Origin of the sequence: Microbacterium sp., assembly GCF_047606385.1 — a bacterium.
Classification (GTDB): domain Bacteria; phylum Actinomycetota; class Actinomycetes; order Actinomycetales; family Microbacteriaceae; genus Microbacterium.
The window spans coordinates 1-23822 of the sequence record NZ_JASGEL010000092.1; the positions used below are offsets into that span (position 1 = coordinate 1).

23 protein-coding genes are annotated in these 23822 nt (G+C 71.0%); 7 read left to right on the forward strand and 16 right to left on the reverse strand.

Annotated elements, in window-relative coordinates; genetic code table 11:
* Positions 1 to 83 precede the first annotated feature (83 nt).
* Positions 84 to 953, reverse strand: a complete 870-nt coding sequence (locus QM626_RS08830) for a PHP domain-containing protein (RefSeq protein WP_415076109.1) — start codon at positions 951 to 953, stop codon at positions 84 to 86.
* Positions 954 to 1015: 62 nt separating this feature from the next.
* On the opposite strand from QM626_RS08830, the gene QM626_RS08835 reads away from it, so the two are divergent.
* Both QM626_RS08835 and QM626_RS08840 read left to right on the forward strand, forming a co-directional pair.
* Positions 1016 to 2032, forward strand: coding sequence for an endonuclease/exonuclease/phosphatase family protein (locus QM626_RS08835; RefSeq protein WP_415076111.1), 1017 nt, complete (start codon positions 1016 to 1018; stop codon positions 2030 to 2032).
* A 29-nt stretch (positions 2033 to 2061) separates the two neighbouring features.
* Complete coding sequence (locus tag QM626_RS08840) at positions 2062 to 3456, forward strand: aminopeptidase P family protein (RefSeq protein WP_415076113.1); 1395 nt, start codon at positions 2062 to 2064, stop codon at positions 3454 to 3456.
* Between the two features lie 6 nt (positions 3457 to 3462).
* Here QM626_RS08840 and QM626_RS08845 read toward each other — a convergent pair whose 3' ends face one another.
* Positions 3463 to 4020, reverse strand: coding sequence for a general stress protein (locus tag QM626_RS08845; protein WP_415076115.1), 558 nt, complete (start codon positions 4018 to 4020; stop codon positions 3463 to 3465).
* Between the two features lie 65 nt (positions 4021 to 4085).
* Between QM626_RS08845 and QM626_RS08850 the strand changes: the two genes are divergently transcribed.
* Genes QM626_RS08850 through QM626_RS08860 form a run of 3 tightly spaced genes read left to right on the forward strand, consistent with a single transcriptional unit; the run spans position 4086 to position 7076 of the window.
* The gene (locus QM626_RS08850) at positions 4086 to 5348 is read left to right on the forward strand and encodes a magnesium transporter MgtE N-terminal domain-containing protein (protein ID WP_415076117.1); all 1263 of its coding nucleotides are present in this window, start codon (positions 4086 to 4088) and stop codon (positions 5346 to 5348) included.
* Entirely contained in the window at positions 5348 to 5944 is a 597-nt protein-coding gene (locus tag QM626_RS08855) for a DUF1003 domain-containing protein (RefSeq protein WP_415076119.1), read from the forward strand. Before QM626_RS08850 ends, QM626_RS08855 begins: the two co-directional genes overlap by 1 nt.
* On the forward strand, positions 5934 to 7076 hold the full coding sequence (locus QM626_RS08860) for a P-loop NTPase (protein WP_415076121.1): 1143 nt from the start codon (positions 5934 to 5936) through the stop codon (positions 7074 to 7076). Before QM626_RS08855 ends, QM626_RS08860 begins: the two co-directional genes overlap by 11 nt.
* A gap of 47 nt (positions 7077 to 7123) precedes the next feature.
* Here the strand turns inward: QM626_RS08860 and QM626_RS08865 are convergent, their stop codons facing one another.
* Positions 7124 to 7501: a Sec-independent protein translocase TatB gene (locus tag QM626_RS08865; RefSeq protein ID WP_415076123.1), complete on the reverse strand. Its 378-nt coding sequence runs from the start codon at positions 7499 to 7501 to the stop codon at positions 7124 to 7126.
* 72 nt (positions 7502 to 7573) lie between these two features.
* On the opposite strand from QM626_RS08865, the gene QM626_RS08870 reads away from it, so the two are divergent.
* A complete protein-coding gene (locus QM626_RS08870; protein WP_415076125.1) occupies positions 7574 to 8215 on the forward strand; it encodes an O-methyltransferase in 642 nt (213 codons plus the stop codon).
* A 54-nt stretch (positions 8216 to 8269) separates the two neighbouring features.
* Here the strand turns inward: QM626_RS08870 and QM626_RS08875 are convergent, their stop codons facing one another.
* The 3 genes from QM626_RS08875 to dapE form a co-directional block, all read right to left on the reverse strand.
* Positions 8270 to 8440: a DUF3117 domain-containing protein gene (locus QM626_RS08875; protein ID WP_197220161.1), complete on the reverse strand. Its 171-nt coding sequence runs from the start codon at positions 8438 to 8440 to the stop codon at positions 8270 to 8272.
* An 84-nt stretch (positions 8441 to 8524) separates the two neighbouring features.
* On the reverse strand, positions 8525 to 9745 hold the full coding sequence (locus QM626_RS08880) for a hypothetical protein (RefSeq protein WP_415076128.1): 1221 nt from the start codon (positions 9743 to 9745) through the stop codon (positions 8525 to 8527).
* The gene (dapE, locus tag QM626_RS08885; RefSeq protein WP_415076130.1) at positions 9730 to 10803 is read right to left on the reverse strand and encodes a succinyl-diaminopimelate desuccinylase; all 1074 of its coding nucleotides are present in this window, start codon (positions 10801 to 10803) and stop codon (positions 9730 to 9732) included. The genes QM626_RS08880 and dapE overlap by 16 nt, the downstream gene beginning before the upstream one ends.
* A 56-nt stretch (positions 10804 to 10859) precedes the next feature.
* On the opposite strand from dapE, the gene dapD reads away from it, so the two are divergent.
* Complete coding sequence (dapD, locus tag QM626_RS08890; RefSeq protein WP_415076132.1) at positions 10860 to 11804, forward strand: 2,3,4,5-tetrahydropyridine-2,6-dicarboxylate N-succinyltransferase; 945 nt, start codon at positions 10860 to 10862, stop codon at positions 11802 to 11804.
* A 696-nt stretch (positions 11805 to 12500) separates the two neighbouring features.
* Here the strand turns inward: dapD and QM626_RS08895 are convergent.
* From QM626_RS08895 to QM626_RS08940, 10 genes are all read right to left on the reverse strand, one after another.
* Complete coding sequence (locus QM626_RS08895) at positions 12501 to 13826, reverse strand: citrate synthase (protein WP_415076134.1); 1326 nt, start codon at positions 13824 to 13826, stop codon at positions 12501 to 12503.
* Between the two features lie 139 nt (positions 13827 to 13965).
* Positions 13966 to 15075, reverse strand: coding sequence for a succinyldiaminopimelate transaminase (gene dapC / locus QM626_RS08900; RefSeq protein ID WP_415076136.1), 1110 nt, complete (start codon positions 15073 to 15075; stop codon positions 13966 to 13968).
* Positions 15075 to 15395 carry a ferredoxin gene (gene fdxA, locus QM626_RS08905; RefSeq protein WP_415076138.1) on the reverse strand — a complete coding sequence of 107 codons (321 nt, stop codon included), beginning with the start codon at positions 15393 to 15395 and terminating at the stop codon, positions 15075 to 15077. The genes dapC and fdxA overlap by 1 nt, the downstream gene beginning before the upstream one ends.
* Before the next feature lie 9 nt (positions 15396 to 15404).
* Positions 15405 to 15788 (reverse strand): DUF6113 family protein, encoded by a 384-nt coding sequence (locus QM626_RS08910; protein ID WP_415076140.1) that lies wholly within the window; start codon positions 15786 to 15788, stop codon positions 15405 to 15407.
* A 16-nt stretch (positions 15789 to 15804) separates the two neighbouring features.
* Complete coding sequence (gene typA, locus QM626_RS08915; protein WP_415076142.1) at positions 15805 to 17715, reverse strand: translational GTPase TypA; 1911 nt, start codon at positions 17713 to 17715, stop codon at positions 15805 to 15807.
* Between the two features lie 71 nt (positions 17716 to 17786).
* Entirely contained in the window at positions 17787 to 18290 is a 504-nt protein-coding gene (locus QM626_RS08920; protein WP_415076144.1) for a PH domain-containing protein, read from the reverse strand.
* A gap of 41 nt (positions 18291 to 18331) precedes the next feature.
* Entirely contained in the window at positions 18332 to 20002 is a 1671-nt protein-coding gene (locus tag QM626_RS08925; RefSeq protein WP_415076146.1) for a dipeptide ABC transporter ATP-binding protein, read from the reverse strand.
* Complete coding sequence (locus QM626_RS08930) at positions 19999 to 20937, reverse strand: ABC transporter permease (protein WP_415076148.1); 939 nt, start codon at positions 20935 to 20937, stop codon at positions 19999 to 20001. The genes QM626_RS08925 and QM626_RS08930 overlap by 4 nt, the downstream gene beginning before the upstream one ends.
* Positions 20927 to 21856, reverse strand: coding sequence for an ABC transporter permease (locus tag QM626_RS08935; RefSeq protein WP_415076164.1), 930 nt, complete (start codon positions 21854 to 21856; stop codon positions 20927 to 20929). The genes QM626_RS08930 and QM626_RS08935 overlap by 11 nt, the downstream gene beginning before the upstream one ends.
* 158 nt (positions 21857 to 22014) lie before the next feature.
* Positions 22015 to 23622, reverse strand: a complete 1608-nt coding sequence (locus QM626_RS08940; RefSeq protein WP_415076150.1) for a peptide ABC transporter substrate-binding protein — start codon at positions 23620 to 23622, stop codon at positions 22015 to 22017.
* Between the last annotated feature and the right edge of the window lie 200 nt (positions 23623 to 23822).

The following is a 23822-nucleotide window of genomic DNA, read 5'->3' on the forward strand; positions in this document are numbered from 1 at the left end:
CCCGGCACGCCGCCGCCGGCGGCGCCGCTCCAACGCGGGTGGCGGCGCTCCCGCCGCGGGAGCCTGAGGGCCGGCGCGCCCGTCTATCCGTGGACGGGTGCGCTCCCGGTCGCGCGCTCGACGATGCGCGCGACCATCTCGTCGCTGGTCGTGTTCTCCCCCGGCCGGTTGGGCTTGCCGGCACCGTGGTAGTCGCTGGAGCCGGTGACGATGAGGCCGTGGCGCGCGGCGATCTCCCGCAGCGCCGCCTTGCCCGCCTCGGTGTTCTCCCGGTGGTCGATCTCGAAGCCGGCGAGCCCCGCGCCGATGAGCTCCTCGAGGACGGCGACCGGCATCATCCGGTCGCGCCCGGCGGTCGCGGGGTGCGCGACGATCGCGACGCCGCCGGCATCCGTGATCAGCCGCACCGCGGTGAACGGGTCGGGCGCGTAGTGCGGGACGTAGTACCCGGCGCGCGGATGCAGGATGCCCGCGAACGCGGCGCTGCGATCGGGCGCGAACCCGCGGGCCACCAGGGCGTCGGCGATGTGCGGGCGGCCCACCGTGGCCCCGTCGGTCGTCTGCGCGAGCACGTCGTCCCAGGTGAGATCGTGGTCGTGCGCGATGTTCGCGACGATGCGCGCCGCACGGCTGCGCCGCGCCTCGCGGATGCGGTCGGTCTCGGCGACCAGCGCCGTGTCGGCGGGATCGAAGAGGTACCCGAGGATGTGCACGCTGCGCCAGTCGTGGCGGGCCGAGAGCTCCATGCCTGGCAGCAGCGTCAGCCCGAGCGGCACGGCCGCTCGCCCCGCCTCGTCCCAGCCGGCCGTCGTGTCGTGGTCGGTCAGCGCGACCGTGCGCAGGCCGTGGCGCTGCGCCGCGGCCATGACCTCGGCGGGGGTCTCGGTCCCGTCGGAGCGCACCGAGTGGAGATGCAGATCGCTCGGGCCTGCGACCCGCCACGTGACATCCACGCGCCGAGCCTATCGCCCGCGATCGCAGGCCGTTTCCCAGCCAGCATGCTTAGGCTCGAGGGGTGCGTCGGCTGGGAATCCTTTTCACCCTGCTGTTCGCCATCGTCTGCGCCGTGCTCACCTGGCCGGGCTTCTTCCACGTGGAGCGGACGTTCCCGATCGCGCAGGTCATCGCGTTCCGCGGACCGATCACCGCCGGCATGGGCGCGCTGCTGGTGCTCTTCCTGCTGTTCGCGCTCGCGCGCCCGCTGCGCCGTGTGATGCTCCCGCTCGCGCTCGTCGCGGTGCTCGCCGTCGTGGCGGGCACGGTGACCCTGACCTCGCGCGGCACCGGGACGGACGCCCTGCCGGAGAAGACCGACGACAGCATCCGCGTGATGACGTGGAACACGGCCGGCGACGCCACCGACGCCGAGACGATCGCGCAGACCGCCGTCGCGATGAGCGCGGACATCGTGAGCCTGCCCGAGACGACGATCGAGACGGGTGTCGCCGTGGCGGTCGCGATGCGGGAGCTCGGCCAGCCGATGTGGGCGTTCCACACCGAGTACGGCACCGACGGCTGGGCGGCGGACTCGACGACGCTGCTCATCTCGCCCGACCTCGGCGACTACTCCGTCACCGTCTCCTCGCAGAACGGCTCCAGCAACACCTCGACGGTGCCGTCGGTGGTGGCGATGCCCACCGACGGCGACGGCCCGACGATCGTCGCCGCGCACGCGGTCGCGCCGCGTCAGGACGCCATGAGCGACTGGGACCACGATCTGCAGTGGCTCGCCGACCAATGCGCCTCCGGGGACGTCATCATGGCCGGCGACTTCAACGCGACGCTGGACCACATGGCCGGTCTCGGCACCGACGGGGGCGACCTCGGCGACTGCTCCGACGCGGCCTCGGCGACCGGGACCGGCGCGGTCGGCACGTGGCCGACATCGCTGCCTGCGCTGGCCGGCGCCCCGGTGGACCACGTGATGACCACATCCGCCTGGACGGCGACCGGGTCGCTCGTGCTGACCTCGCTCGACGGCTCCGGCAGCGACCACCGGCCGCTGATCGTCCAGCTCGAGCGCACCGGCTGACCGCACCCCGGCGGTGGGAGACTGGACGCATGGGCGAACAGAACGCGACACCGGCCGAGACGGCCCAGAGCACGAACCGCAGGCAGCCGTTCCCGCAGGGCTTCCTCGACTCGATCTCGACCGGCTGGGCCGAGCGCCCCGACATCGTGGCCGCGGCCCGCGAGCAGGCGCGGTACACCGGCCGCCGCCGTGACCTCGTCTCGGCGGCCTTCCCCGGTCGACGCCTGGTCGTGCCGGCCGGCGAGCTGAAGGTCCGCAGCAACGACACCGACTTCCCGTTCCGCGCGCACTCCGCGTTCGCCCATCTGACCGGATGGGGCGCCGACGCCGAGCCGGGGGCGGTGCTCGTGTTCGACCCGGCCGAGTCCGGCCACACCGTCACCCTGTTCTTCCGCGAACGGGCCGACCGCGCGACAGCCGAGTTCTACGGGGACGCCGCGATCGGCGAGTTCTGGATCGGGCCCCGTCCGTCGCTCGCCGCGGTGGCCGCCGACCTGCGGATCCCGACGGGGCACATCGACTCGTTCGTCCCGGCGGACGGCGATCTCGTCGTCGGCGAGGACCCCGGGCTCACCCGATTCGTCTCGGAGATGCGGCTGGTCAAGGACGAGTACGAGATCGCGCAGCTGCAGCTCGCGGTCGACGTCACGGCATCCGGGTTCGACGACATCGTCGCGAACCTCGACCGCGTGATCGCCCATCCCCGCGGCGAACGCGTCGTCGAGGGCGTGTTCCATCAGCGGGCGCGCAGCGACGGCAACGGCGAGGGCTACGACACGATCGCCGCCGCGGGCCCGCACGCCTGCTATCTCCACTGGACCCGCAACGACGGCGCCGTCGTCGCGGGCGATCTCATGCTCGTGGACGCCGGCGTCGAGCTCGACAGCCTGTACACCGCCGACATCACCCGCACCCTCCCGGTGTCCGGCACCTTCACGCCGGCGCAGCGCCGCGTGTACGAGACGGTGCGCGAGGCCGCCGACGCGGCGTTCGCCGCCGCCCGTCCCGGCGTGCGCTTCCGCGAGGTGCACGCGGCGGCCATGGCGGTCATCGCCCGCAGCGTCGCCGGATGGGGCCTGCTCCCGGTGTCGGCCGAGGAGGCGCTGGACGCCGAGCTGGGAGGTCAGCACCGTCGCTACATGGTGCACGGCACGAGCCATCACCTCGGCCTCGACGTGCACGACTGCGCGCAGGCGCGCCGGGAGATGTACTACGACGGCGTGCTGACGGCGGGCATGGTCTTCACGATCGAGCCGGGGCTGTACTTCCAGATCGACGACCTCACGGTCCCCGCCGAGCTGCGCGGCATCGGCGTGCGCATCGAGGACGACGTGCTGATGACCGAGCACGGCCCCGTGAACCTGTCCGCGGCGATCCCACGCACGGCCGACGAGGTGGAGGCCTGGATCGCCCGCGGGCGCTGAGCGCGCTCAGCCCTCGCTGTCGTCCGCCGGCGGCGTCACCCGCTCGCCGTACTGCGGCGGTGCGCCGTCGGCCGCGGGCGCGGGCCGTGTCGGCGCCGCCACTCCGAGCGCCGCACGCGCGCGGCGCACGCTTCCCGGCGCCACCTTCACCTCGTAGTGGTCCGCCGAGATCTGCACGACCGACGCATAGTCGCGGCGACGCCGCACGACGGCGTACATCAGGATGCTGAGCAGCATGCCGACCGCGATGCCCAGGAACAGCACGCCGACGAACGCCTGGATCGGCACCGACGAGCTGCCGAGCACGAAGATCGCAGCGAACAGGACCCCGAGCACGAGCCCGTTGACCGCGCCGGAACGCGCGGCCGCCGCGTATCCGAGACGTCCGGTGACCCGCTCGATCGAGCGCAGGCCCTGTCCGACGATCGCGATCTCCTTCGCCGGCACGTCGGCGGCGATGAGCTTCGACACCGCCTGCTGGGCCTTCTCGTAGGCGGTGTAGGAGGCGATCGTCTCCCCCGACTCCGCGGACCCGGGAGCGAACGGGGCGCCCATCATGCTCATGGGCCCATCCTGCCACGCCGCGCCATGCCCGCGACCGGCCACGACCGCCGGGCTACGCTGGTCGGGTGAGCACACAGCGGGTCTTCGTCGCGCGTCTGGCCGGATGCGCCGTCTTCGATCCGTCCGGCGACCGGCTCGGCAAGGTCCGCGACGTCGTGGTCATCTATCGCGCCGACGACTCGCCCCGGGTGGTCGGCCTCGTCGTCGAGATCCCGGGCCGCCGTCACGTGTTCGTCTCGATCGGCCGGGTCACGACGATCGACACCGGCCAGGTCATCACGACCGGGCTGATCAACGTGCGCCGCTTCCAGCAGCGCGGCGGCGAGGTGCGCGTGCTCGCCGAGCTGGTGGGCCGCACCGTCACCTTCACCGACGGCTCCGGCACGGCGGTCATCGAGGACGTCGCGATCGAGCGCAACCGGCTCGGCGAGTGGGACATCGGCCAGCTGTTCCTGCGCAAGCCGAAGACGAGCGCCTCCCCGTTCTCGAAGGGCCCGACCGCGTTCGCGCACTGGAACGACGTGCACGAACGGCAGAAGCCGGGCGAGTCGCAGTCGGCCGAGCATCTCGTGGCCAGCTACGCCGATCTGCGCCCCGCCGACCTCGCGAACACGCTGCTCGACCTGCCCGAGGAGCGCCTCCTGGAGGTGGCCGAGGAGCTGCCCGACGACCGGCTCGCCGACGCGCTCGAGGAGATGCCCGAGGAGGAGCAGGTGCACATCCTCGAGGCCCTGGGCGATGAGCGCGCTGCCGACATCCTCGACCACATGGAGCCCGACGACGCCGCGGACCTGCTGGGCCAGCTGCCGGAGGAGCGCCTGGAGGAGCTCCTCGATCTGATGGAGCCCGAGGAGGCCGAGGACGTGCGCGCGCTGCTGCAGTACGGCCCCGACACCGCGGGCGGGCTCATGACGCCCGAGCCCATCGTGCTCTCCGCCGATGCCACGGTCGCCGAGGCGCTGGCCCTCATCCGCCGGCACGAGCTGCATCCGGCGCTCGCGGCGTCCGTGTTCGTCACCCTGCCGCCTTACGAGACCCCGACCGGGCGCCTGCTGGGCGTCGTCCACTTCCAGCGGATGCTGCGCTATCCCCCGCACGAGCGCCTGGGCGCGATCATCGACGACGGCCTGGAGCCCGTGCCCGCGAACGCCCCGGCCACCGAGGTCGCGCGGCTGCTGGCCAGCTACAACCTCGTCTCGCTGCCCGTGGTCGACGGCGCTCACCACCTGGTCGGCGCCGTCTCGATCGACGACGTGCTCGACTACCTGCTGCCCGACGACTGGCGCAGCGCCGACGACACGGGCGACACGCAGACGGAGGCGCGCTGATGGCGCGGGCCTCGAAGCGACCCGCCCTGGACGCGCCCCGCGGCCGTTCCGGGATGCTGAGCCGTTCCCCGCAGCCGTCGCGCGACCGCTTCGGGCGGTTCACGGAGTGGATCGCGCGGGCGATGGGCACTCCGTGGTTCCTGCTCGGGCTCAGCGCGTTCTGCGTCGTCTGGCTCGTCTGGAACACGATGCTGCCCACCGGCTGGCGGTTCGACTCCGCGGACAACGGCTTCACCGCGCTGACGCTCGTGCTCTCGCTGCAGGCCTCCTACGCCGCGCCCCTCATCCTGTTGGCGCAGAACCGCCAGGACGACCGCGACCGGGTGCAGATCGAGCAGGACCGGCAGCGGGCCGAGCGCAACCTCGCCGACACCGAGTACCTGGCGCGGGAGATCGTCGCGCTGCGCCTGGCGCTGAACGAGGTCTCGAGCGAGGTCATCACCCGCGACGTGCTGCGTGACGAGCTGCGGGCGCTCGCGGAGGACCTCCAGGCCCGCGCCTCGGGCGAGTCCGACGACGAGATCGCCGAGCGCGAGGAGCGCCGCCGCAAGGCGGAGCGCCGCGAGAAGGCGGAGCGGGACGCGCGTGAGCGCTGACCTGGCCGCACGGGTCACGGATGCCGTCGGCGCGGTCACCGATCCGGAGCTGCGCCGTCCGATCGGCGAGCTGGGCATGGTCGGCGCGGTCGAGGCCGCCGGCGACGCCGTGCGCGTCGAGGTCCGCCTGACCGTCGTCGGATGCCCGGCGGCCGACCGGATCGAGCGCGACGTCCACGACGCCGCCGCCCGGGTCGCCGGGGTCGAGGCGGTGGAGGTGGTCCTGGGCGTCATGACGCCCGAGGAGCGTGCCGCGCTGACGGAGCGGCTGCGCGGCGGCCCGGCCCGCGGCATCCCCTTCACCTCCGACTCCCTCACCCGCGTGATCGCCGTCACGAGCGGCAAGGGCGGCGTCGGCAAGTCCACCCTCACGGCGAACCTCGCCGCGGCCCTCGCCGCCCGCAGGCTGAAGGTGGGGCTCGTGGACGCGGACGTGCACGGGTTCTCGATCCCCGGGCTGCTCGGGCTCGTCGACGCGGACGGCCGCACAGCGCGCCCCACCCGCATCGACGACCTCATCGTCCCGCCGGTCGCGTTCGGCGTGAAGGTCGTCTCGATCGGGATGTTCCTGCGGGAGGGCGACGAGGGCGCGGCCGTCGCGTGGCGGGGGCCGATGCTGCACCGCACCGTGGCGCAGTTCCTCACCGACGTGTACTTCGGCGACCTCGACGTGCTGCTGCTGGACATGCCGCCCGGCACCGGCGACGTCGCCCTCTCGGTCGGCCAGCTGCTGCCCCACGCCGAGGTGCTCGTGGTCACCACCCCGCAGGCCGCGGCCGCCGACGTCGCGGTGCGCAGCGGCCTGGTGGCCCGGCAGACCGGCCAGCGGGTCGTGGGCGTCGTCGAGAACATGGCGCCGATGGCGCTGCCCGACGGCACCGTGCTGGACCTGTTCGGCTCCGGCGGCGGAGCGGCGGTCGCTCGTGCGCTGTCGACCGTCGACCAGCCGGTGCCGGTGCTCGCGACCGTGCCGCTGTCGCCCGCGCTGCGCACCGCCGGCGACGAGGGCGCACCGGTCGTCGTCGCCGCACCGGCGGACGCCGCCGCCGTCGCGATCACGGAGCTGGCGGCGTCCCTCGTCGCGTCGGGCCGCTCGCTCGCCGGCCGGCGGCTCGGCATCCAGCCGACCTGAGCCTCGCCGCGCCCGTACCCTCTCGAGCGGGATCTGGGTGCGCGACGTCAGGTCGCCTCGGAGTCGAACGGGGGCGGCTCGCCGGATGCCGCGTCGTAGCGCACCGGCGCGGCCGCCGCCGTCGTGACGGCGGCGGCGACGCCCGCCGCACGCACGGTCGCGACCGGCGGATCGTCCAGCAGCGCCTCCCGGATGATGCGTCGGGGATCGTACTGACGCGGATCGAGCCGCCGCCAGTCCGCCTCGTCGAACTCCGGCCCCATCTCGTCCTTCATGCGCGTCTTCGCGTCGCGCAGGAAGTCGCGGGCGCGTTTCGTGAACTGCGCGAGGAACTGCGCGTACTTCGGCAGGCGCTCCGGGCCGATCAGGAAGGCGGCGATCACGGCGATCACGAGCACCTTCTCGATCGTCAGGCCGAAGAACATGCTCACAGGTTACCCGCCGCGCCTGCCCGGCACCGCCCGCCGGCCGCCCTAGGCTGAAGCCGGAGGTACCCCATGGGCATCAGCGATGCGAACGTCAGGTTCGCCCTCGAGGCGACCGTCGAACCCGAGACGATCGCCCGTGCCCGCAGCCACGCCCTCGAGATCGGCGCCGACCCGGTCAGCCCGCCCGTCGGAGCGCAGTGCGCGGTGATCGCCGCCGCCTCGGCCGCGCTCAACATCGTCGAGATCGGCACCGGCGCCGGCGTGTCCGGGCTGTGGCTGCTCCACGGCTCCCCGCGCGCGGTGCTGACGACCATCGACAAGGAGCCCGAGCACCTGGCCCTGGCACGCCAGGCGTTCACCGACGCACGCGTGCCCGCCGCCCGCGCGCGGTTCATCACGGGTCGCGCGTCGGACGTGCTGCCGCGGATGAACGAGGCGTCCTACGATGTCGTCCTCGTGGACGCCGACCCCGACGGCGTCATCGAATACGTCGAGCACGGTCTGCGTCTGGTCCGGCCCGGGGGCACGGTGCTCGTGCCCCGGGTGCTGTGCGGCGGAGCGGTCGCCGACCCGGTGCGGCGCGACCCGGTCACCAGCGCGTACCGCTCTCTCATCCAGGAGATCCAGTCCTCCCCCGCGGTCATCGGCGCGCTGTCGATCGTGGGAGAGGGTCTGCTGCAGCTCACGACCGTGGCCGAGCCGCGCGTCTGAGGCCGCCGACGCCGAAGGCCGGCCCCGCGGGACCGGCCTTCGGAGGACTGCGGATCAGGCGCCGACGACGGCGCCGAGCACGTCGTGGAGCTCCTTGGCCTCGGCGTCGTTGACGGACACCACCAGACGACCGCCGCCCTCGAGCGGCACACGCACGATGATGAGGCGCCCCTCCTTCACCGCCTCCATCGGGCCGTCTCCGGTTCGCGGCTTCATGGCTGCCATCGTGGCTCCCTTTCGTCGATGTTCAGGTAACGAGTTTATCCTGCGCCGGCTGGCGGCCCCGACACCGCGACACCGGACGACGCGCTACGGGATCCGCCAGAACGTGTTCCCGAGCGCGTACACGTTGTAGATCCAGACCGCCTGTCCCACCAGGCAGGCGGCGAGCACGACCGCGCGCCACACCGTGCGACGCGGCACCGCGACCGCGCCCCACAGCGGCGAGACCGGCAGCAGCAGCCGGAAGACGCTCGACTGCGGGAAGAAGACCGCCAGCAGATACAGCAGGTAGCTCGCGCACCACAGCCGGATCTCGGCACCGAGCCGGCGGACGTGTGGTTCGAACAGCAGCAGCGCCGCGATCGCCGCCACCGCGACGCCGAGCACCGCGTAGCCGAGAGCGGTGGGCCATCCCCAGATGCCCGACCAGAAGGCGGTCGCGGTGAGGAACCCCTCGAACGGCTCGAAGACCGCCGTCGCGTCGGCGATCCAGTTGCGCCGCCACGCGAGCTCGGTCACGAAATAGGCGTCCGGCCGCCCGGTCGCCACCGCCGCGATCACCTGCCACGCGAAGCCGACCGCCACTGCCAGCAGCCCGAGCGCCACGATGTGCGCGATCTCCCGAGCGCCCAGCGCCTCCCGCCGGCGCCGCAGCCAGCGCCAGATGCCGTACAGACCCAGGAAGAGCGCGAACGGCAGCACCCCCGGCCGGGTGAAGCCCATGAGCGGGATGAGCAGGGAGAGCCAGCCGTAGCGGCGCCGTTGCACCTGCCACAGCGCGAGGAACAGCCACAGCAGGAAGAGCGCCTCGGCGTAGCCGACCTGGAACATCGCCGCCAGCGGGCCCGAGACGAAGAACACCACCGCCCAGGTCGCCGCCGGCACGTCCAGCCGCGTCCGCAGCATCCGGTACAGCACCAGCGCGGCGAGATACCCGGCGACGAGCGAGACGAGCAGCGCTCCCACCGCCCAGCCGCCGGTCGCCCATCCGACGATCTGCGCGAGATAGGGGTAGAGCGGCAGGAACGCCCACTGGTTCTCCGCGACCTGCCCGGAGCTGGTCAGCGGCAGCGTCGAGGGGTAGCCGTGCACGGCGACGTACCAGTACCAGTTCGCGTCCCAGCCCACCACGAGGTCGGCGATCGTCGCGTTGCCGCCGAAGCGCCCGTCTGCCGTCGACAGCTCGGCGGCGCCGGTGAGCAGCGCCGTGGTCACGACGCGCGCCGCCAGATACAGGATGCCGACCCGCAGCGCCGCCGGCAGCCGATCCCAGCGCGTCCGGGGCTCCGCGATCAGCGGGTCAGCCACGTGCGCAGCCCGCGCTCGACGTCCTCGATCTGCGCCAGCGGCACGCGCTCCTGGTCGTGGTGCGCGAGGCTCGGGTCCCCCGGACCGTAGTTGACGGCCGGGATGCCGAGGGCCGAGAAACGCGCGACGTCGGTCCAGCCGTACTTCGGGCGCGGCTCGCCGCCGACCGCGGCGAGGAACTCCTGCGCGAGCGGGGCGTCCAGCCCGGGCCGGGCGCCCTCGGCGCGGTCCACGACCTCGACCTCGAAGCCGGCGAGCACGTCGCGCACGTGCGCCTCGGCGGCATCCGCGCTCTTGTCGGGCGCGAAGCGGTAGTTGATCTCGACCTCGCACAGGTCGGGGATGACGTTGCCGGCGATCCCGCCGGAGATGCGCACGGCGTTCAGCCCCTCCCGATACCGCAGCCCCTCGACCGGGATCTCGCGCGGACGGTACTCCGCCAGCCGCACCAGGATCGGAGACGCCGCGTGGATCGCGTTCTCCCCCACCCAGGCGCGCGCGCTGTGCGCCCGCACGCCGTGCGTGCGGGCGATCACGCGCAGGTTGCCGTTGCAGCCGCCCTCGACCCGGCCGTTCGAGGGCTCGCCGAGGATCGCGAAGTCACCGGCGAACAGGTCCGGGCGGGTGCGGGAGAGCCGGTTCAGCCCGTTGAGCGAGGCGTCGACCTCCTCGTGGTCGTACCACATCCAGGTCAGGTCGACGCGGGGGTCGCTCAGCTCGGCGGCGAGCTTGAGCTGCACCGCGACGCCGCCCTTCATGTCGACGGTGCCGCGTCCCCAGAGATACGGCTCGCCGTCCTGGTCGAGCAGGCGCGTCGGCACGTTGTCGTTGATCGGCACGGTGTCGATGTGCCCGGCGATGACCACGCGCTGCGGCAGGCCCCGGTCGGTGCGTGCGACGATCGTGTCGCCGTCGCGGTGCACGTGCAGGTGCGGCAGGTCCGCGAGCTGCGCCATGATCTCGTCCGCGATCCGGCGCTCGTCGCCGGAGACGGAGGGGATGTCGCACAGGGCCTGCGTGATCGAGGCGGCAGACGCGGACAGATCGAGCCGTGGCATCCCTCGAGTCTACCGACGCGCCCGGCCCCTGCCGCAGCTCCCGCTAGCCTGGAGCGATGAGCGAGCGGTGGATCTGGGCGAGCGGGCTTTCGACGGCGACGACGGGCGGCACGGTGCTGGACGCGTGGTTCCCGGTCGTGCACACCGGGCGCCTGCCCGACGACGCCGCGCCCGACGACGATCTCGAGGCGGCCGCCGGCCCCGACGAGCGTCGCGGTGTCGTGGTCGAGCCGGTCACCCTCGCGATCGACCTCGACGCGGCGCCCGCGTCCACCGCGGACGCCTACCTGCGCCTCCACGCCCTGTCGCACCTCGTGGTGCGCCCGAACGACGTGAACCTGGACGGTGTCTTCGCCCATCTGCCGAACGTCGCGTGGACGACGGCAGGGCCCGTGCACCCGGACGACCTCACGCGCCTGCGCCCGGCGCTCCGGCGCGCCGGCATCCAGGTGCAGAGCCTGGACAAGTTCCCCCGTCTGACCGACTACGTCGTGCCGGCCGGCGTGCGCATCGGCGACGCGTCCCGGGTGCGTCTCGGCGCGCACCTCTCCCCCGGCACCACGGTCATGCACGAGGGCTTCGTCAACTTCAACGCCGGCACCCTCGGCGCCTCCATGGTCGAGGGGCGCATCTCGCAGGGCGTCGTCGTCGGCGACGGCAGCGACATCGGCGGCGGCGCCTCGATCATGGGCACCCTCTCCGGCGGCGGCACCCATCGCGTCCAGGTCGGCGCCCGGTCGCTGCTGGGCGCGAACTCCGGCATCGGCATCTCGCTCGGCGACGACTGCATCGTCGAGGCGGGCCTGTACGTCACCGCCGGCACGAAGGTCGTGCTCGCCGACGAGGCGGTCCGCGCCGACGGCACCCGGCCGGTCGTGAAGGCCGCCGCCCTCAGCGGCCGCGACGGCATCCTCTTCCGCCGCAACTCGCTGACCGGCGCGGTCGAGGCCGTCCGCCGGGCCGGGACCGGGGTCACGCTGAACGAGGCGCTGCACGCCTGAACGCGCCAGGCGGTGGTCCCGACCAAGCGGCGACGGGAGCAGGGTGGGCGGATGCCGCGTCCTCCCGCTCCGTTGCCCGAGCCGCGGACGTGCTCGCGCGTGACCGACGTGTGCGGGATGCGGTGCTCCTGCGCGTGCGCGCGTATGAGGTCGTGCGACGCGCCCATGCGTTCAGATCGCCAGCCCGGCGAGTGTCTGGGCTCAGCTCGCGATCGATCTCGACGGTCCCGCGCTCGTACGTCTGGGTGACGGCATGGTCCGCATCCCTCGAGGCGAGCACGGGACACCCCGGCCGTACGCACAGCTGGCCACGATCTCCCAGCTGCGCGCCGCCGCGGACGCACCGGGCCGGCGTGCCAGGGCCGCCCTGGAGTGGGCGCTCGATCGCGTCCGGGTGGGGAGCATGTCGGTGCTCGAGACCGACCATCGCCTGGCCTGCCGGGAGGCCGGTCTGCCGGAACCGCTGCTGGATGCAGAGATCCGCGATGCTCATGGCCGGCTGCTCGGGATCGCCGACGCGGCCTATCCGCGGCATCGGTGCGCGTCGCCGGGCGTCACGTGCGCTCGCGCGAACGCAGGTCCGCGCGCCTGGTCGCCGATGCGCTGCACCGCCACGGCTGGTCCGGATGACCACGACGGTGGAGGGTCCCCGTCAGGACAGCAGCGCGGGACGCCGCTCCGCAGCGACGCCGGAGCTCAGCGCGCGCCGGGGTACGTGCGCTCGGCGGCGCCCGTGTACAGCTGCTGCGGGCGGCCGATCTTGGTCTGCGGGTCGCCGACCGCCTCGCGCCACTGCGCCAGCCAGCCGGGCAGGCGTCCGATCGCGAACAGCACCGTGAACATCCGCGTCGGGAAGCCCATCGCCTTGTAGATCACACCGGTGTAGAAGTCCACGTTCGGGTAGAGCCGGCGCTCCTTGAAGTAGTCGTCCTCGAGGGCGATGGCCTCGAGCTCCTTGGCGAGGTCGAGGAGCGGGTCGCTGACGCCGAGCTCGGCGAGGACCTCGTCGGCGGACTCCTTGACGAGCTTGGCGCGCGGATCGTAGTTCTTGTAGACACGGTGGCCGAAGCCCATGAGCTTGACCCCGTCCTCCTTGTTCTTGACGCGCTCCACGAAGCGCTTCACGCCCTCGCCGGAGTCGCGGATCTCGGCGAGCATCTTGAGCACCGCCTCGTTCGCCCCGCCGTGCAGCGGACCCGACAGCGCCTGGATGCCGGCGGAGATCGACGCGAACTGGTTGGCGCCGGTGGAGCCGACCAGGCGCACCGTCGAGGTGGAGGCGTTCTGCTCGTGGTCCTCGTGCAGGATAAGCAGCAGCTCGAGCGCCCGCGACATGACCGGGTTGATCTCGTACGGCTCGCTCAGCACGCCGAAGTTGAGCTTGAGGAAGTTGTCCACGAAGCTCAGCGCGTTGTCCGGGTAGAGGAACGCCTGGCCGACGCTCTTCTTGTGCGCGTACGCGGCGATCACGGGCAGCTTCGCGAGCATGCGGATGGTGTTCAGCTCGACGTGCTCGGGGTTGTGCGGGTCGGTCTGGCCCTCGTAGTAGGTCGACAGCGCCGCGACGGCCGACGAGAGCACCGACATCGGGTGCGCCGTGTGCGGCAGCGCCGAGAACAGCTGCTTGAGGTCCTCGTGCAGCAGCGTGTGGCGTCGGATGCGCTCGTCGAACTCCTCCAGCTCGCTCGCGGAGGGCAGCTCGCCGTAGAGCAGCAGCCAGGCCACCTCGAGGTAGGTCGAGCTCTTGGCCAGCTGGTCGATCGGGTAGCCGCGATAGCGGAGGATGCCGGCGTCGCCGTCGATGTAGGTGATCGCAGACTTGGTCGCCGCCGTGTTCACGAATCCGTAGTCGAGAGCCGTGTGCCCGGTCTGGCGCGTCAGGGTGGAGACGTCGATGCTCGGAACGCCGTCGCTGCCGTGCAGCACCGGCAGATCGGCGACGCGGTCGCCGATCGTGAGGACTGCGGTCTCCTGCTGCGCGGCCGATTCGCTCACGGCGCCTCCTTGCGATCGATGGGTCATCGAGATGTCTCGTCGGTCGCCGGTCGGCGATCCGCTCGGCCCGGGCAGGGATGCGGCTGGGCCGTGTGTGTTCAGCCTAGTCTTCGCACGAGGCAACCATGACAACCGCCAAAGGATGGCAGCAATCGATGGCGGGGATCTACGACGCGGCGCTCAGACGTGCCGCGGCCGCCGCGATCCGCTCGTCCGCCGCGGTGAGCGAGAACCGCACGTGCTCCGGGTGGAACGGTCCGTAGAAGTGGCCGGGGCCGGCCAGGATGCCGAGCTCCGCGAGCCACGCGAGGCTGTCCCACGCGTCCTGGCCGCGGGTGGCCCACAGGTACAGTCCGGCCTCGCTGGCGTCGATGCGGAACCCGGCGCGCTCGAGCGCGGGCCGCAGCGTGTCGCGGCGGGCGCGGTAGCGCTCACGCTGCGCGGCCACGTGCGCGTCGTCGCCGAGCGCGGCGACCATCGCGTGCTGCACGGGGCCGGGCACGAGCAGCCCGAGATGCTTGCGCGCGGTGACGAGCCTGGCCACCAGCGTCGGGTCGCCGGCGACGAACGCCGCCCGGTAGCCGGCCAGGTTCGACTGCTTGCTCAGCGAGTAGACCGAGAGCACGCCGGCGGGATCGCCCCCGGTGACGGCGGGATCGAGGACGGACGGGATCGGCCGCACGTCCCAGGGCGCGTCCCAGCCGAGCTCCGCATAGCATTCGTCGCCGGCGAGGACGGCGCCGAGCTCGCGCGCACGGGCGAGGGCGGCGCGCAGCGCGACGGCATCCCACACATGCCCGTCGGGGTTGCCGGGCGAGTTGATCCACACGAGCCGCGTGCCGTCGGGCCACTGCGCCGGGTCGTCGCTCGCGAGCGGGGTCGCGCCGACGAGGCGCGCACCGACCTCATAGGTCGGATAGGCCGCCCGGGGATGCACCACGACGTCGCCGGGGCCGAGATCGAGCAGCAGCGGCAGCAGCGCGACGAGCTCCTTGGAACCGATCGTCGGCAGCACGTGCGCCGGAGTCAGGCCCGCCACGCCGCGTCGACGTGCGTACCAGGCGGCGATCGCCTCCCGCAGCGGGGGCGTGCCCACCGTCAGCGGGTAGCCGTGCGCGTCCGTCGCGGCCGCGAGCGCAGCGGTGACGACCCCGGGCGACGGGTCGACCGGGGATCCGATCGAGAGGTCCACGATGCCGTCGGGGTGCTCCGCCGCCCGTGCCGCGAGCGGGGCGACCGCGTCCCAGGGATAGTCGGCGAGGTCGGCGACACCCATCAGTGGCCCTGCGGCGGGAGGGCGGCGATGATCGGGTGGTCCTTCTTCAGCACACCGACCTTGGCCGCGCCCCCGGGCGAGCCCACGTCGTCGAAGAACTCCACATTCGCCTTGTAGTAGTCCTCCCACTCGTCCGGCAGGTCGTCCTCGTAATAGATCGCCTCCACCGGACACGCCGGCTCGCACGCGCCGCAGTCCACGCACTCGTCCGGATGGATGTACAACGACCGCTCGCCCTCGTAGATGCAGTCCACCGGACACTCGTCGATGCACGCACGATCCTTCACATCGACGCACGGAAGAGCGATTACGTATGTCACTCGGCAAGTCTACCGGGGCGAGGTCGTGCCCCGGCCGTCGCGCACCCGTGACAGGTCGGGCCACGCCACCACCAGCGCGGTCGCCAGCGGGGGCGCCGCCATCCACACGAGCGCCTCGGTCTGATGCACGGTCGTGAAGATCGTCGACCCGCCCGGCGAGGTCTGCGCGAGCACGAACGTCGCGAGCATCATGCCCAGGCCGCCCGCCAGCGCGCACCAGCGGTCGTGGGTCAACAGCCGCATCGCGAGGATCAGCGCCGCGGCGCCGACGACTGCGACGACGACCCCGACCGGCAGGCCCCACAGCGTCGAGGCGTGGGCGACGGAGCCGGCGGCGCCGTACACGACGCCGACGACGAGGGCGATCGCCCAGCTGCCGACACGGTTCCACATGAGGCGAGCGTAACCCTCAGACGCCTGCGTCCTGGCGCTTCAGACGCGCCGCAGCCCGACCGCGCTCGACCTGGTCCAGGACGACCTTGCGGATGCGGACCTTCTCCGGGGTGACCTCGACGCACTCGTCGTCGCGGGCGAACTCGAGGCTCTCCTCCAGCGACAGCGTCCGCGGGGGGGTCATCGACTCGAACGTGTCAGCCGTGGAGGAGCGCATGTTGGTGAGCTTCTTCTCCTTGGTGATGTTCACGTCCATGTCGTCGCTGCGCGAGTTCTCGCCGATGACCATGCCCTCGTAGACCTCTTCGGTCGGCTGCACGAAGAAGCTCATCCGCTCCTGCAGCGCGATGATCGCGAAGGGGGTGACCACGCCGGACCGGTCGGCGACGATCGAGCCGTTCTGACGCGTGACGATATGACCGGCCCAGGGCTCGTAGCCGTGGGAGATGGCGTTCGCGATGCCGGTGCCGCGGGTCGTGGTGAGGAACTCGGTGCGGAAGCCGATGAGCCCGCGCGACGGCACGACGAACTCCATGCGCACCCAGCCGGTGCCGTGGTTGGTCATGGTCTCCATGCGGCCCTTCCGGGCCGCCAGCAGCTGGGTGATCGCGCCGAGGTACTCCTCCGGAGCGTCGATCGTGAGGTGCTCGAAGGGCTCGTACGTCTTGCCGTCGATCTTCCGGGTGACCACCTGCGGCTTGCCGACCGTGAGCTCGAAGCCCTCACGTCGCATGTTCTCGACCAGGATCGCGAGCGCGAGCTCGCCACGGCCCTGCACCTCCCAGGCATCCGGGCGGCCGATGTCGACGACCTTCAGCGAGACGTTGCCGATGAGCTCACGGTCCAGGCGGTCCTTGACCATGCGGGCGGTGAGCTTGTGCCCCTTGACCTTGCCGACCAGGGGCGAGGTGTTGGTGCCGATCGTCATCGAGATCGCCGGATCGTCGACCGTGATCGCGGGCAGCGGGCGCACGTCCTCCGGGTCGGCGATGGTCTCGCCGATCGTGATGTCCTCGATGCCCGCGATGGCGACGATGTCGCCGGGCCCGGCGGACTCCGCCGGGAAGCGCTCGAGCGCCTTGGTCTTCAGCAGCTCGGTGATGCGGGCGTTCGAGTGCGAGCCGTCGTGGCGCACCCAGGCGACGGTCTGCCCCTTCTTGAGGGTGCCGTTGAACACGCGCAGCAGCGCGAGGCGGCCGAGGAACGGCGAGGAGTCGAGGTTGGTCACCCACGCCTGCAGCGGCGCCTCGTCGTCGTAGGACGGCGCCGGCACGTGCTCGAGGATCGCCTGGAACAACGGCTCCAGGTCGTCGTTGTCGGGCAGCTCGCCGCCTGCGGGACGCGTTCGGGATGCCGCGCCGGCACGACCCGAGGCATACACCACCGGCACGTCCAGCAGCGCGTCGACGTCGAGGTCGGGCACGTCGTCGACGAGGTCGCCGGCCAGGCCCAGCAGCAGGTCGTGGCTCTCCTCCTCGACCTCGGCGATGCGCGCGTCCGGGCGGTCGGTCTTGTTCACCAGCAGGATGACGGGGAGCTTGGCCTCCAGCGCCTTGCGCAGCACGAAGCGGGTCTGCGGCAGCGGGCCCTCGCTCGCGTCGACCAGCAGCACGACGCCGTCCACCATCGACAGGCCGCGCTCGACCTCGCCGCCGAAGTCGGCGTGCCCGGGGGTGTCGATGACGTTGATCGTCACCGGCGTGTCGGTGTGGATGCCGTTGTAGGTGATCGCCGTGTTCTTCGCGAGGATCGTGATGCCCTTCTCGCGCTCCAGGTCGTTGGAGTCCATCGCCCGTTCCTCGACGTGCGCGTGCTCGCCGAACGACCCGGTCTGACGGAGCATCGCGTCCACGAGCGTCGTCTTGCCGTGATCGACGTGCGCGACGATCGCGACGTTGCGGAGGTCGGAGCGGAGGGCGCGCGCCATGGAGGAGGTCCTTTGCGGGTGGGAGAGGCCGGAAGAGGTCCCCGCAGATCGAGGGACCCGGCCCTCCCAGTCTACCGTGCGGTCACGATGACGACGGCGATCGCCGCCCACACCGCGATCGCGAGCAGCGCGAGCAGCGCCGGCCGGTCCCAGGTGCGGGTGACCGGTCCGTCCGGCGGACCGGCCGCCAGCGCGCGTTCCCCGTCCTGCTGGATGCGGGCGGCCTCACGGAGCGCGCGGGGCTGCGCGTCCGGATCGTCCTTGCGTCCGCGCAGATTGGCGCGGACCATCGTGGGGCCGCCGAAGCACGAGATCTTGTCGCCGTCGGCGGTGGAGACGATCAGCTGCAGGTTGACGTCGATGCCGGCGACCTTCGGCCAGGGGACGCGGGTGCGCCGCAGCAGGTTCTGCACCGTGAGCGCCTCGGCATCCGTGACCACGCATGAGGCGTACACGCCCACGTAGATCGCCCAGAGGATCAGCAGCACCCAGGGCGCGATCAGCGCCGTCTCGGCCCAGCTCGAGCGGACGACGGCGTCGACCAGCACGAACACGACGAGGACCGCGGCCAGCACGCCCCACACGGTGGAGCTGGTGGGGCGGTAGACCGTGCGTTTCAGGATGTGCCTCCGAGCGGGATGGACGCGCCGGGGATCGCAGCGAGCAGCCGCTTCGTGTACTCCTGCGCCGGGTTCGCGAAGATCTCGTCCACCGTACCCTGCTCGACCACCGATCCTCGCTCCATCACACAGACGGTGTCCGCGACCACACGGACCACGGCGAGGTCGTGCGTGATGAACAGGTAGGTCAGATCCAGCTCCGACTGCAGTTCGGCGAGCAGCTGCAGGATCTGATCCTGCACGAGCACGTCGAGCGCCGAGACGGCCTCGTCGAGCACGACGATGTCGGGCTTGAGCGCCAGGGCGCGCGCGATGGCGACGCGCTGACGCTGGCCGCCGGAGAGCTCGTTGGGGTAGCGCGTGAACAGCTCCTGCGGCAGGGACACCTGATCGAGGAGCTCGCGCACCCGTGCGCGGCGGGACGCCGAGTCTCCGACGCGATGGATCTCCAGCGGCTCGCCGATCGTGTTGCCGATGTTGCGCAACGGATCGAGCGATCCGTACGGGTCCTGGAAGACCGGCTGCATGCGCCGGCGCAGGGCGAACGTCTGGGACGCCGAGATGTTCGCCACGTCCTTGCCGTCGACCTCGATCGACCCCGACGTGGGCTCCTCGAGCTTGAGGATCATCTTCGCGACGGTCGACTTGCCCGAGCCCGACTCCCCCACCAGCGCGAGCGTCTTGCCCTTCGGGATCTCGAAGGAGACGTGGTCGACGGCGCGGAACGGCTCGCTGCGGAAGCCGCCCTGACGGATCCGGTAGTCCTTGGTCAGCTCGCTCACGCGGATCACCGGCGGGATGCCGGCGATGTCGTCGCTCGTCTCGATGCCGCGACGCGAGACCTCCGCCTGGATCCGCTGCGACGCGATCGACGGCGCCGCGGCCACGAGCCGCTGCGTGTACGGGTGCACGGGGTTCTGCAGGATCTCGCGACTTGGCCCGGACTCGACGATCTCGCCGTTCTGCATGACGACGATCGCGTCGGCGCGCTCAGCGGCGAGCCCGAGGTCGTGCGTGATCAGCAGCACCGAGGTGCCCTTCTCCCGCGTGAGCCTCGCCATGTGATCGAGGATGACGCGCTGCACCGTGACGTCGAGGGCACTGGTGGGCTCGTCTGCGATCAGCAGCTTCGGGTCGGCGGCCAGTCCGATGCCGATGAGCGCCCGCTGACGCATCCCGCCGGAGAACTGGTGCGGGAACTGGTGCAGCCGCTTCGCGGCATCCGCCAGGCCCGCCTGCTGGAGCACCTCCACCGCGCGGGCATTGACCTCCTGCCGCCCACGGGCGATGCCGTTGGCACGGATCGCCTCCTTCACCTGGAAGCCGATCGACCAGACCGGATTGAGGTTGGACATCGGGTCCTGCGGCACATAGCCGATGTCGCGACCCCGCACCCGTTCCATCTGACCGGGCGTGAGCTCGGTCAGCTCGCGGCCGTCGAGCGTGATGGAGCCGGAGGTGACGTGACCGGTGCCGGGGAGCAGGTTCACGACGGCGGATGCGGTGGTCGACTTGCCGGAACCGGATTCGCCGACGATGGCCACCGTCTGGCCGGGGTAGACGTCCAGGCTGACGCCGTGCAGCACCTCGCGCGACCCGGACTGCGAGTCGAATGCGACCTTGAGGTCCTGGATGCGCAGCAACGGCGCGGAGGTGGAGACGCTCATCGGCGTGCCCTCGCTCTCGGGTCGAGGGCGTCGCGGATCAGCTCGCCCAGCAGGATGAACGCCAGCACCGTGATCGTCAGCGCCAGCGACGGCCAGATCAGCGCCATCGGCGAGGTGCGCAGCGAGGTCTGGGCCTGACTGATGTCGGCGCCCCACGACATGGTCGACGAGCCCAGTCCGACGCCCAGGAACGCCAGCGTCGCCTCCGCCACGATGGCCGCCGCCAGGCTCAGCGTCGAGACGACCAGCAGCGGGGCGATCGCGTTGGGGACGACGTGCGAGACGAGGGTGCGGAACCGGCTGAGTCCCAGGGCACGAGACGCCGTCACGAAGTCGGCCTGGCGCACCCGGAGGATCTCGGCGCGCACCACGCGGGCGGTCGAGGCCCAGGCGAAGCCGCCGATCGCCAGCGCCAGCGTGAACACGTTGCGGAAGTCGGCGAACACGCTCATGACGACGACGGCCGCCAGGATGTAGGGGATCGAGAAGAAGATGTCCCCGACGCGGGACAGCAGGGAGTCGAGCCATCCGCCGTAGAAGCCGGCCAGGGCGCCCATCACCAATCCGATGGCGGAGCCGATGAGCGTGGCGATCACGCCGACGGCAAGAGAGGTACGAGCCCCCCACACGAGGCGCGCGTAGATGTCGCAGCCCTGGAAGGTGAAGCCGAGGGGATGGCCTTCGGCGGGACCGCCGTTGCTGTTGGTCAGCTGGCACTCGTCGTTCGGGGGCGTCTGCGTGAACAGCGTGGGCCACACCGCCATGAGCAGCACGACGGCGACCACGGCGATGGAGATCCAGAACGTGGGCCGTTTGCGCAGGTCGCGCCAGGCGTCGCGCCACAGGCTGGAGGGCTTCTCGTCGATGCGGATCGCGTCGACGGTGACGGCGGCATCCCGGATCGGGGCGACGTAGTGCGTCTGATTACTTGACATAGCGGATCCTCGGGTCGAGCAGGCCGTAGAGAAGATCGACGAACAGGTTGACGAGCACGTAGATGATCACGAAGACGGTCACGAACGAGACGATGGTGGGGCCCTCGTGCTTGAGGGTCGCCTGGAACAGGGTGTTGCCGACGCCGGGGATGTTGAAGATCCCCTCCGTGACCGTCGCTCCGACCAGCAGCACGCCGAAGTTGGTGGCCGAGTTGGTGATCACCGGGATCAGCGAGTTGCGCAGCACATGGACCGGGATCACGCGGTGACGCGGAAGGCCCTTGCTATAGGCGGTGCGCACCCAGTCCTGGTTGAGGGTGTCGATGACCGAGCCGCGCATGAGGCGCATGCTCGTCGCATAGAGGCTCAGCCCGAGCACGAACGCAGGTAGCCAGAGATCGCCCCAGTCGTTCTGGGAGCCGACCGTCGGTTTGAACCAGCCGAGCTGGATCGCGAGGAAGTACTGGGCGAGGAAGCACAGCACGAAGATCGGCAGCGAGATGAAGACCAGTGAGATCACGAGCGACGTGTTGTCGAAGATCTTCCCCTTCCGCAGGGCCGACAGCGTCCCGATGATGATCGAGAGCACGAACTCGATGCCGATGGCCATGACCGCGAGCCGTCCCGTGACCGGGAGCGTTCGCGCCAGGACCTCGTTGACCGACTGCCCGGAGAAGGTCTCCCCCATGTTCCCCTGGAAGATGCCGAGGATGTAGTAGAAGTACTGGACGATGAACGGCTGATCCAGGTGGTACTGCGCCGTGAGCTGGTCGATGACCGCCTGATTCGGGGTCTTGTCGCCGAACAGCGCCAGGATCGGATTGCCGGGCATCGCGAACACGAGGAAATAGATGAGCAGCGTCGACCCGAGGAAGACCGGGATCAGCTGCAGGACGCGTCGGAGGATGTATGCGAGCATCCCCACTCCCTCCTGGTTCGGGATGCGGCGGTGCCGTCGTCGGACGGGAGACCGCATCCGTTAAGAGCATCGTGCCGCGTGTTCCACGCTGACGCGAGCATTGCGGACAGACCGCGAGGCGGTGACGGGAGTCACCGCCTCGCGGCTGCGATCGGACGTCAGCCCTTGGTGATCGCGTAGTAGAGCGGAACCGAGTTCCAGCCGAACTGGACGTTCGAGACCGTGTCGGCGTAGCCGCCGTCGACGTTCGAGTACCACAGCGGGATGGCCGGAAGATCCTGCAGGAGGACCTCCTGCGCCTGCTGGAAGTAGTCGTTCTGGGTGTCGGAGTCGGTCGACGAGATGCCCTCGCTGAGCAGCTCGTCGAACTCGGCGCTCGAGTAGTCGCCGTCGTTCGAGCTCGCGTTGGTCGCGTAGAGCGGGCCGAGGAAGTTGTACAGGCCGGGGTAGTCGGCCTGCCAGCCGGTGCGGAACGCGGTGCCCACGGTGCGGTCGGTGACGGCGGTGCGGAACGACGCGAAGTCGACGTACGGCGCACCGGAGGCGTCGATCCCGAGCGTGTTCTTGATCGAGTTGACGACCGCGTCGACCCACTCCTGGTGGCCGCCGTCGGAGTTGTACGCGATCTGGAACGTGCCCGACCACGGCGAGATCGCGTCGGCCTGGGCCCACAGCGCCTTCGCCTCGTCCGGGTTGTACGCCAGCACCTCGGCGCCGGTCAGCGAGTCGGACCAGCCGGCGATCACGGGCGAGGTGAAGTCGCTGGCGGGCGTACGCGTGCCCTGGAAGATCGTGTCCGTGATCGTGTCACGGTCGATCGCCATCGAGATCGCCTGACGTCGCAGCTGGCCTTCCTCGCCCGAGAAGTGCGCGAGGCTGTCCGGGATCGTGAACGACTGGAAGATCGCCGCGGGCTGGTTGACCGCGCGGTCACCGAGGTCGGACTCGAAGGTGGCGAGGGCCGACGACGGGATGCCGTCGATCACGTCGACGTTCCCGGCCAACAGGTCGGCGTACGCGGCATCCTGCGACGCGTAGAACGTGAACGTGAGCCCGCCGTTCTGCGCCTGTCGGCCACCCGTGTAGTCGTCGTTCTTGAGGAGGTCGATCTGCACGTCGTGCTGCCAGGCATCGTCTGAGGCCAGCTTGTACGGGCCGTTGCCGATCGGGTCCTCGCCGAACGCGTCCATGTCGTCGTATGCGACCGACGGCAGCGGATAGAAGGCCGAGTAGCCCAGCCGCAGTGCGAAGTCGGACGCCGGCTTGTTCAGTGCGATCGTGAAGGTGTAGTCGTCGACCTTCTGCAGACCGGTCAGCTCGCTGTCCTCGTCGTAGCTGAAACCCTCGATGTCCTCGAAGAAGTAGCTGTTGAGCTGATTGTTGGACAACTTCGCGCCGTAGTTCCAGGCATTGATGAAGCTGTCGGCGGTGACCTCCTCGCCGTTGGTGAACTTCTCACCCTGCTTCAACGTGACGGTCAGGTGCTGCGGATCGTCGGTCGTGATCGAGTCGGCCATGTCGAGCACCGGGTTGCCGTCGGCGTCGTAGTACTCCAGGCCCGCGAAGATCTCGTCGATGATCTTGCCGCCGCCGGTCTCGTTCGTGTTCGTCGGGATCAGCGGGTTCTGCGGTTCGGAACCGTTCGTGGTGATGATCGCCGAATCGTTGGTGCTCGACGATGATCCGCTGCTCGCGCAGCCGGCGAGGGCGAGGGCCCCGGCGCCGACGAGCGCGACCGCCGCGAGTGCGATCTTCCTGCGCTTCACTGTTACCTCCTGTGCAAGGGATATGGATGCGGCACGACCCGTGTCCGCGCGTGGCTGAACACCGGCCATGCCGTGAATAGGAAGACCCTAAGCATGTGCCGTCCGATACGGGAGGTCGATGCGCGGAACGATACAATCCGCTACTATTGCCGCGAACACGCTTCTTATCCGCATATGCGGATATCGACGGCATATTTCTC

Bases quoted from the DNA above. Each gene is read 5' to 3' on its own strand.
- QM626_RS08840 (WP_415076113.1), top strand. From the start codon at position 2,062: ATGGGCGAACAGAACGCGACACCGGCCGAGACGGCCCAGAGCACGAAC.
- QM626_RS08845 (WP_415076115.1), bottom strand. From the start codon at position 4,020: ATGAGCATGATGGGCGCCCCGTTCGCTCCCGGGTCCGCGGAGTCGGGG.
- QM626_RS08855 (WP_415076119.1), top strand. From the start codon at position 5,348: ATGGCGCGGGCCTCGAAGCGACCCGCCCTGGACGCGCCCCGCGGCCGT.
- QM626_RS08865 (WP_415076123.1), bottom strand. From the start codon at position 7,501: ATGTTCTTCGGCCTGACGATCGAGAAGGTGCTCGTGATCGCCGTGATC.
- QM626_RS08870 (WP_415076125.1), top strand. From the start codon at position 7,574: ATGGGCATCAGCGATGCGAACGTCAGGTTCGCCCTCGAGGCGACCGTC.
- QM626_RS08875 (WP_197220161.1), bottom strand. From the start codon at position 8,440: ATGGCAGCCATGAAGCCGCGAACCGGAGACGGCCCGATGGAGGCGGTG.
- dapE (WP_415076130.1), bottom strand. From the start codon at position 10,803: ATGCCACGGCTCGATCTGTCCGCGTCTGCCGCCTCGATCACGCAGGCC.
- dapD (WP_415076132.1), top strand. From the start codon at position 10,860: ATGAGCGAGCGGTGGATCTGGGCGAGCGGGCTTTCGACGGCGACGACG.
- QM626_RS08895 (WP_415076134.1), bottom strand. From the start codon at position 13,826: ATGACCCATCGATCGCAAGGAGGCGCCGTGAGCGAATCGGCCGCGCAG.
- dapC (WP_415076136.1), bottom strand. From the start codon at position 15,075: ATGGGTGTCGCCGACCTCGCCGACTATCCCTGGGACGCGGTCGCCCCG.
- QM626_RS08910 (WP_415076140.1), bottom strand. From the start codon at position 15,788: ATGTGGAACCGTGTCGGCAGCTGGGCGATCGCCCTCGTCGTCGGCGTC.
- typA (WP_415076142.1), bottom strand. From the start codon at position 17,715: ATGGCGCGCGCCCTCCGCTCCGACCTCCGCAACGTCGCGATCGTCGCG.
- QM626_RS08925 (WP_415076146.1), bottom strand. From the start codon at position 20,002: ATGAGCGTCTCCACCTCCGCGCCGTTGCTGCGCATCCAGGACCTCAAG.
- QM626_RS08930 (WP_415076148.1), bottom strand. From the start codon at position 20,937: ATGTCAAGTAATCAGACGCACTACGTCGCCCCGATCCGGGATGCCGCC.
- QM626_RS08935 (WP_415076164.1), bottom strand. From the start codon at position 21,856: ATGCTCGCATACATCCTCCGACGCGTCCTGCAGCTGATCCCGGTCTTC.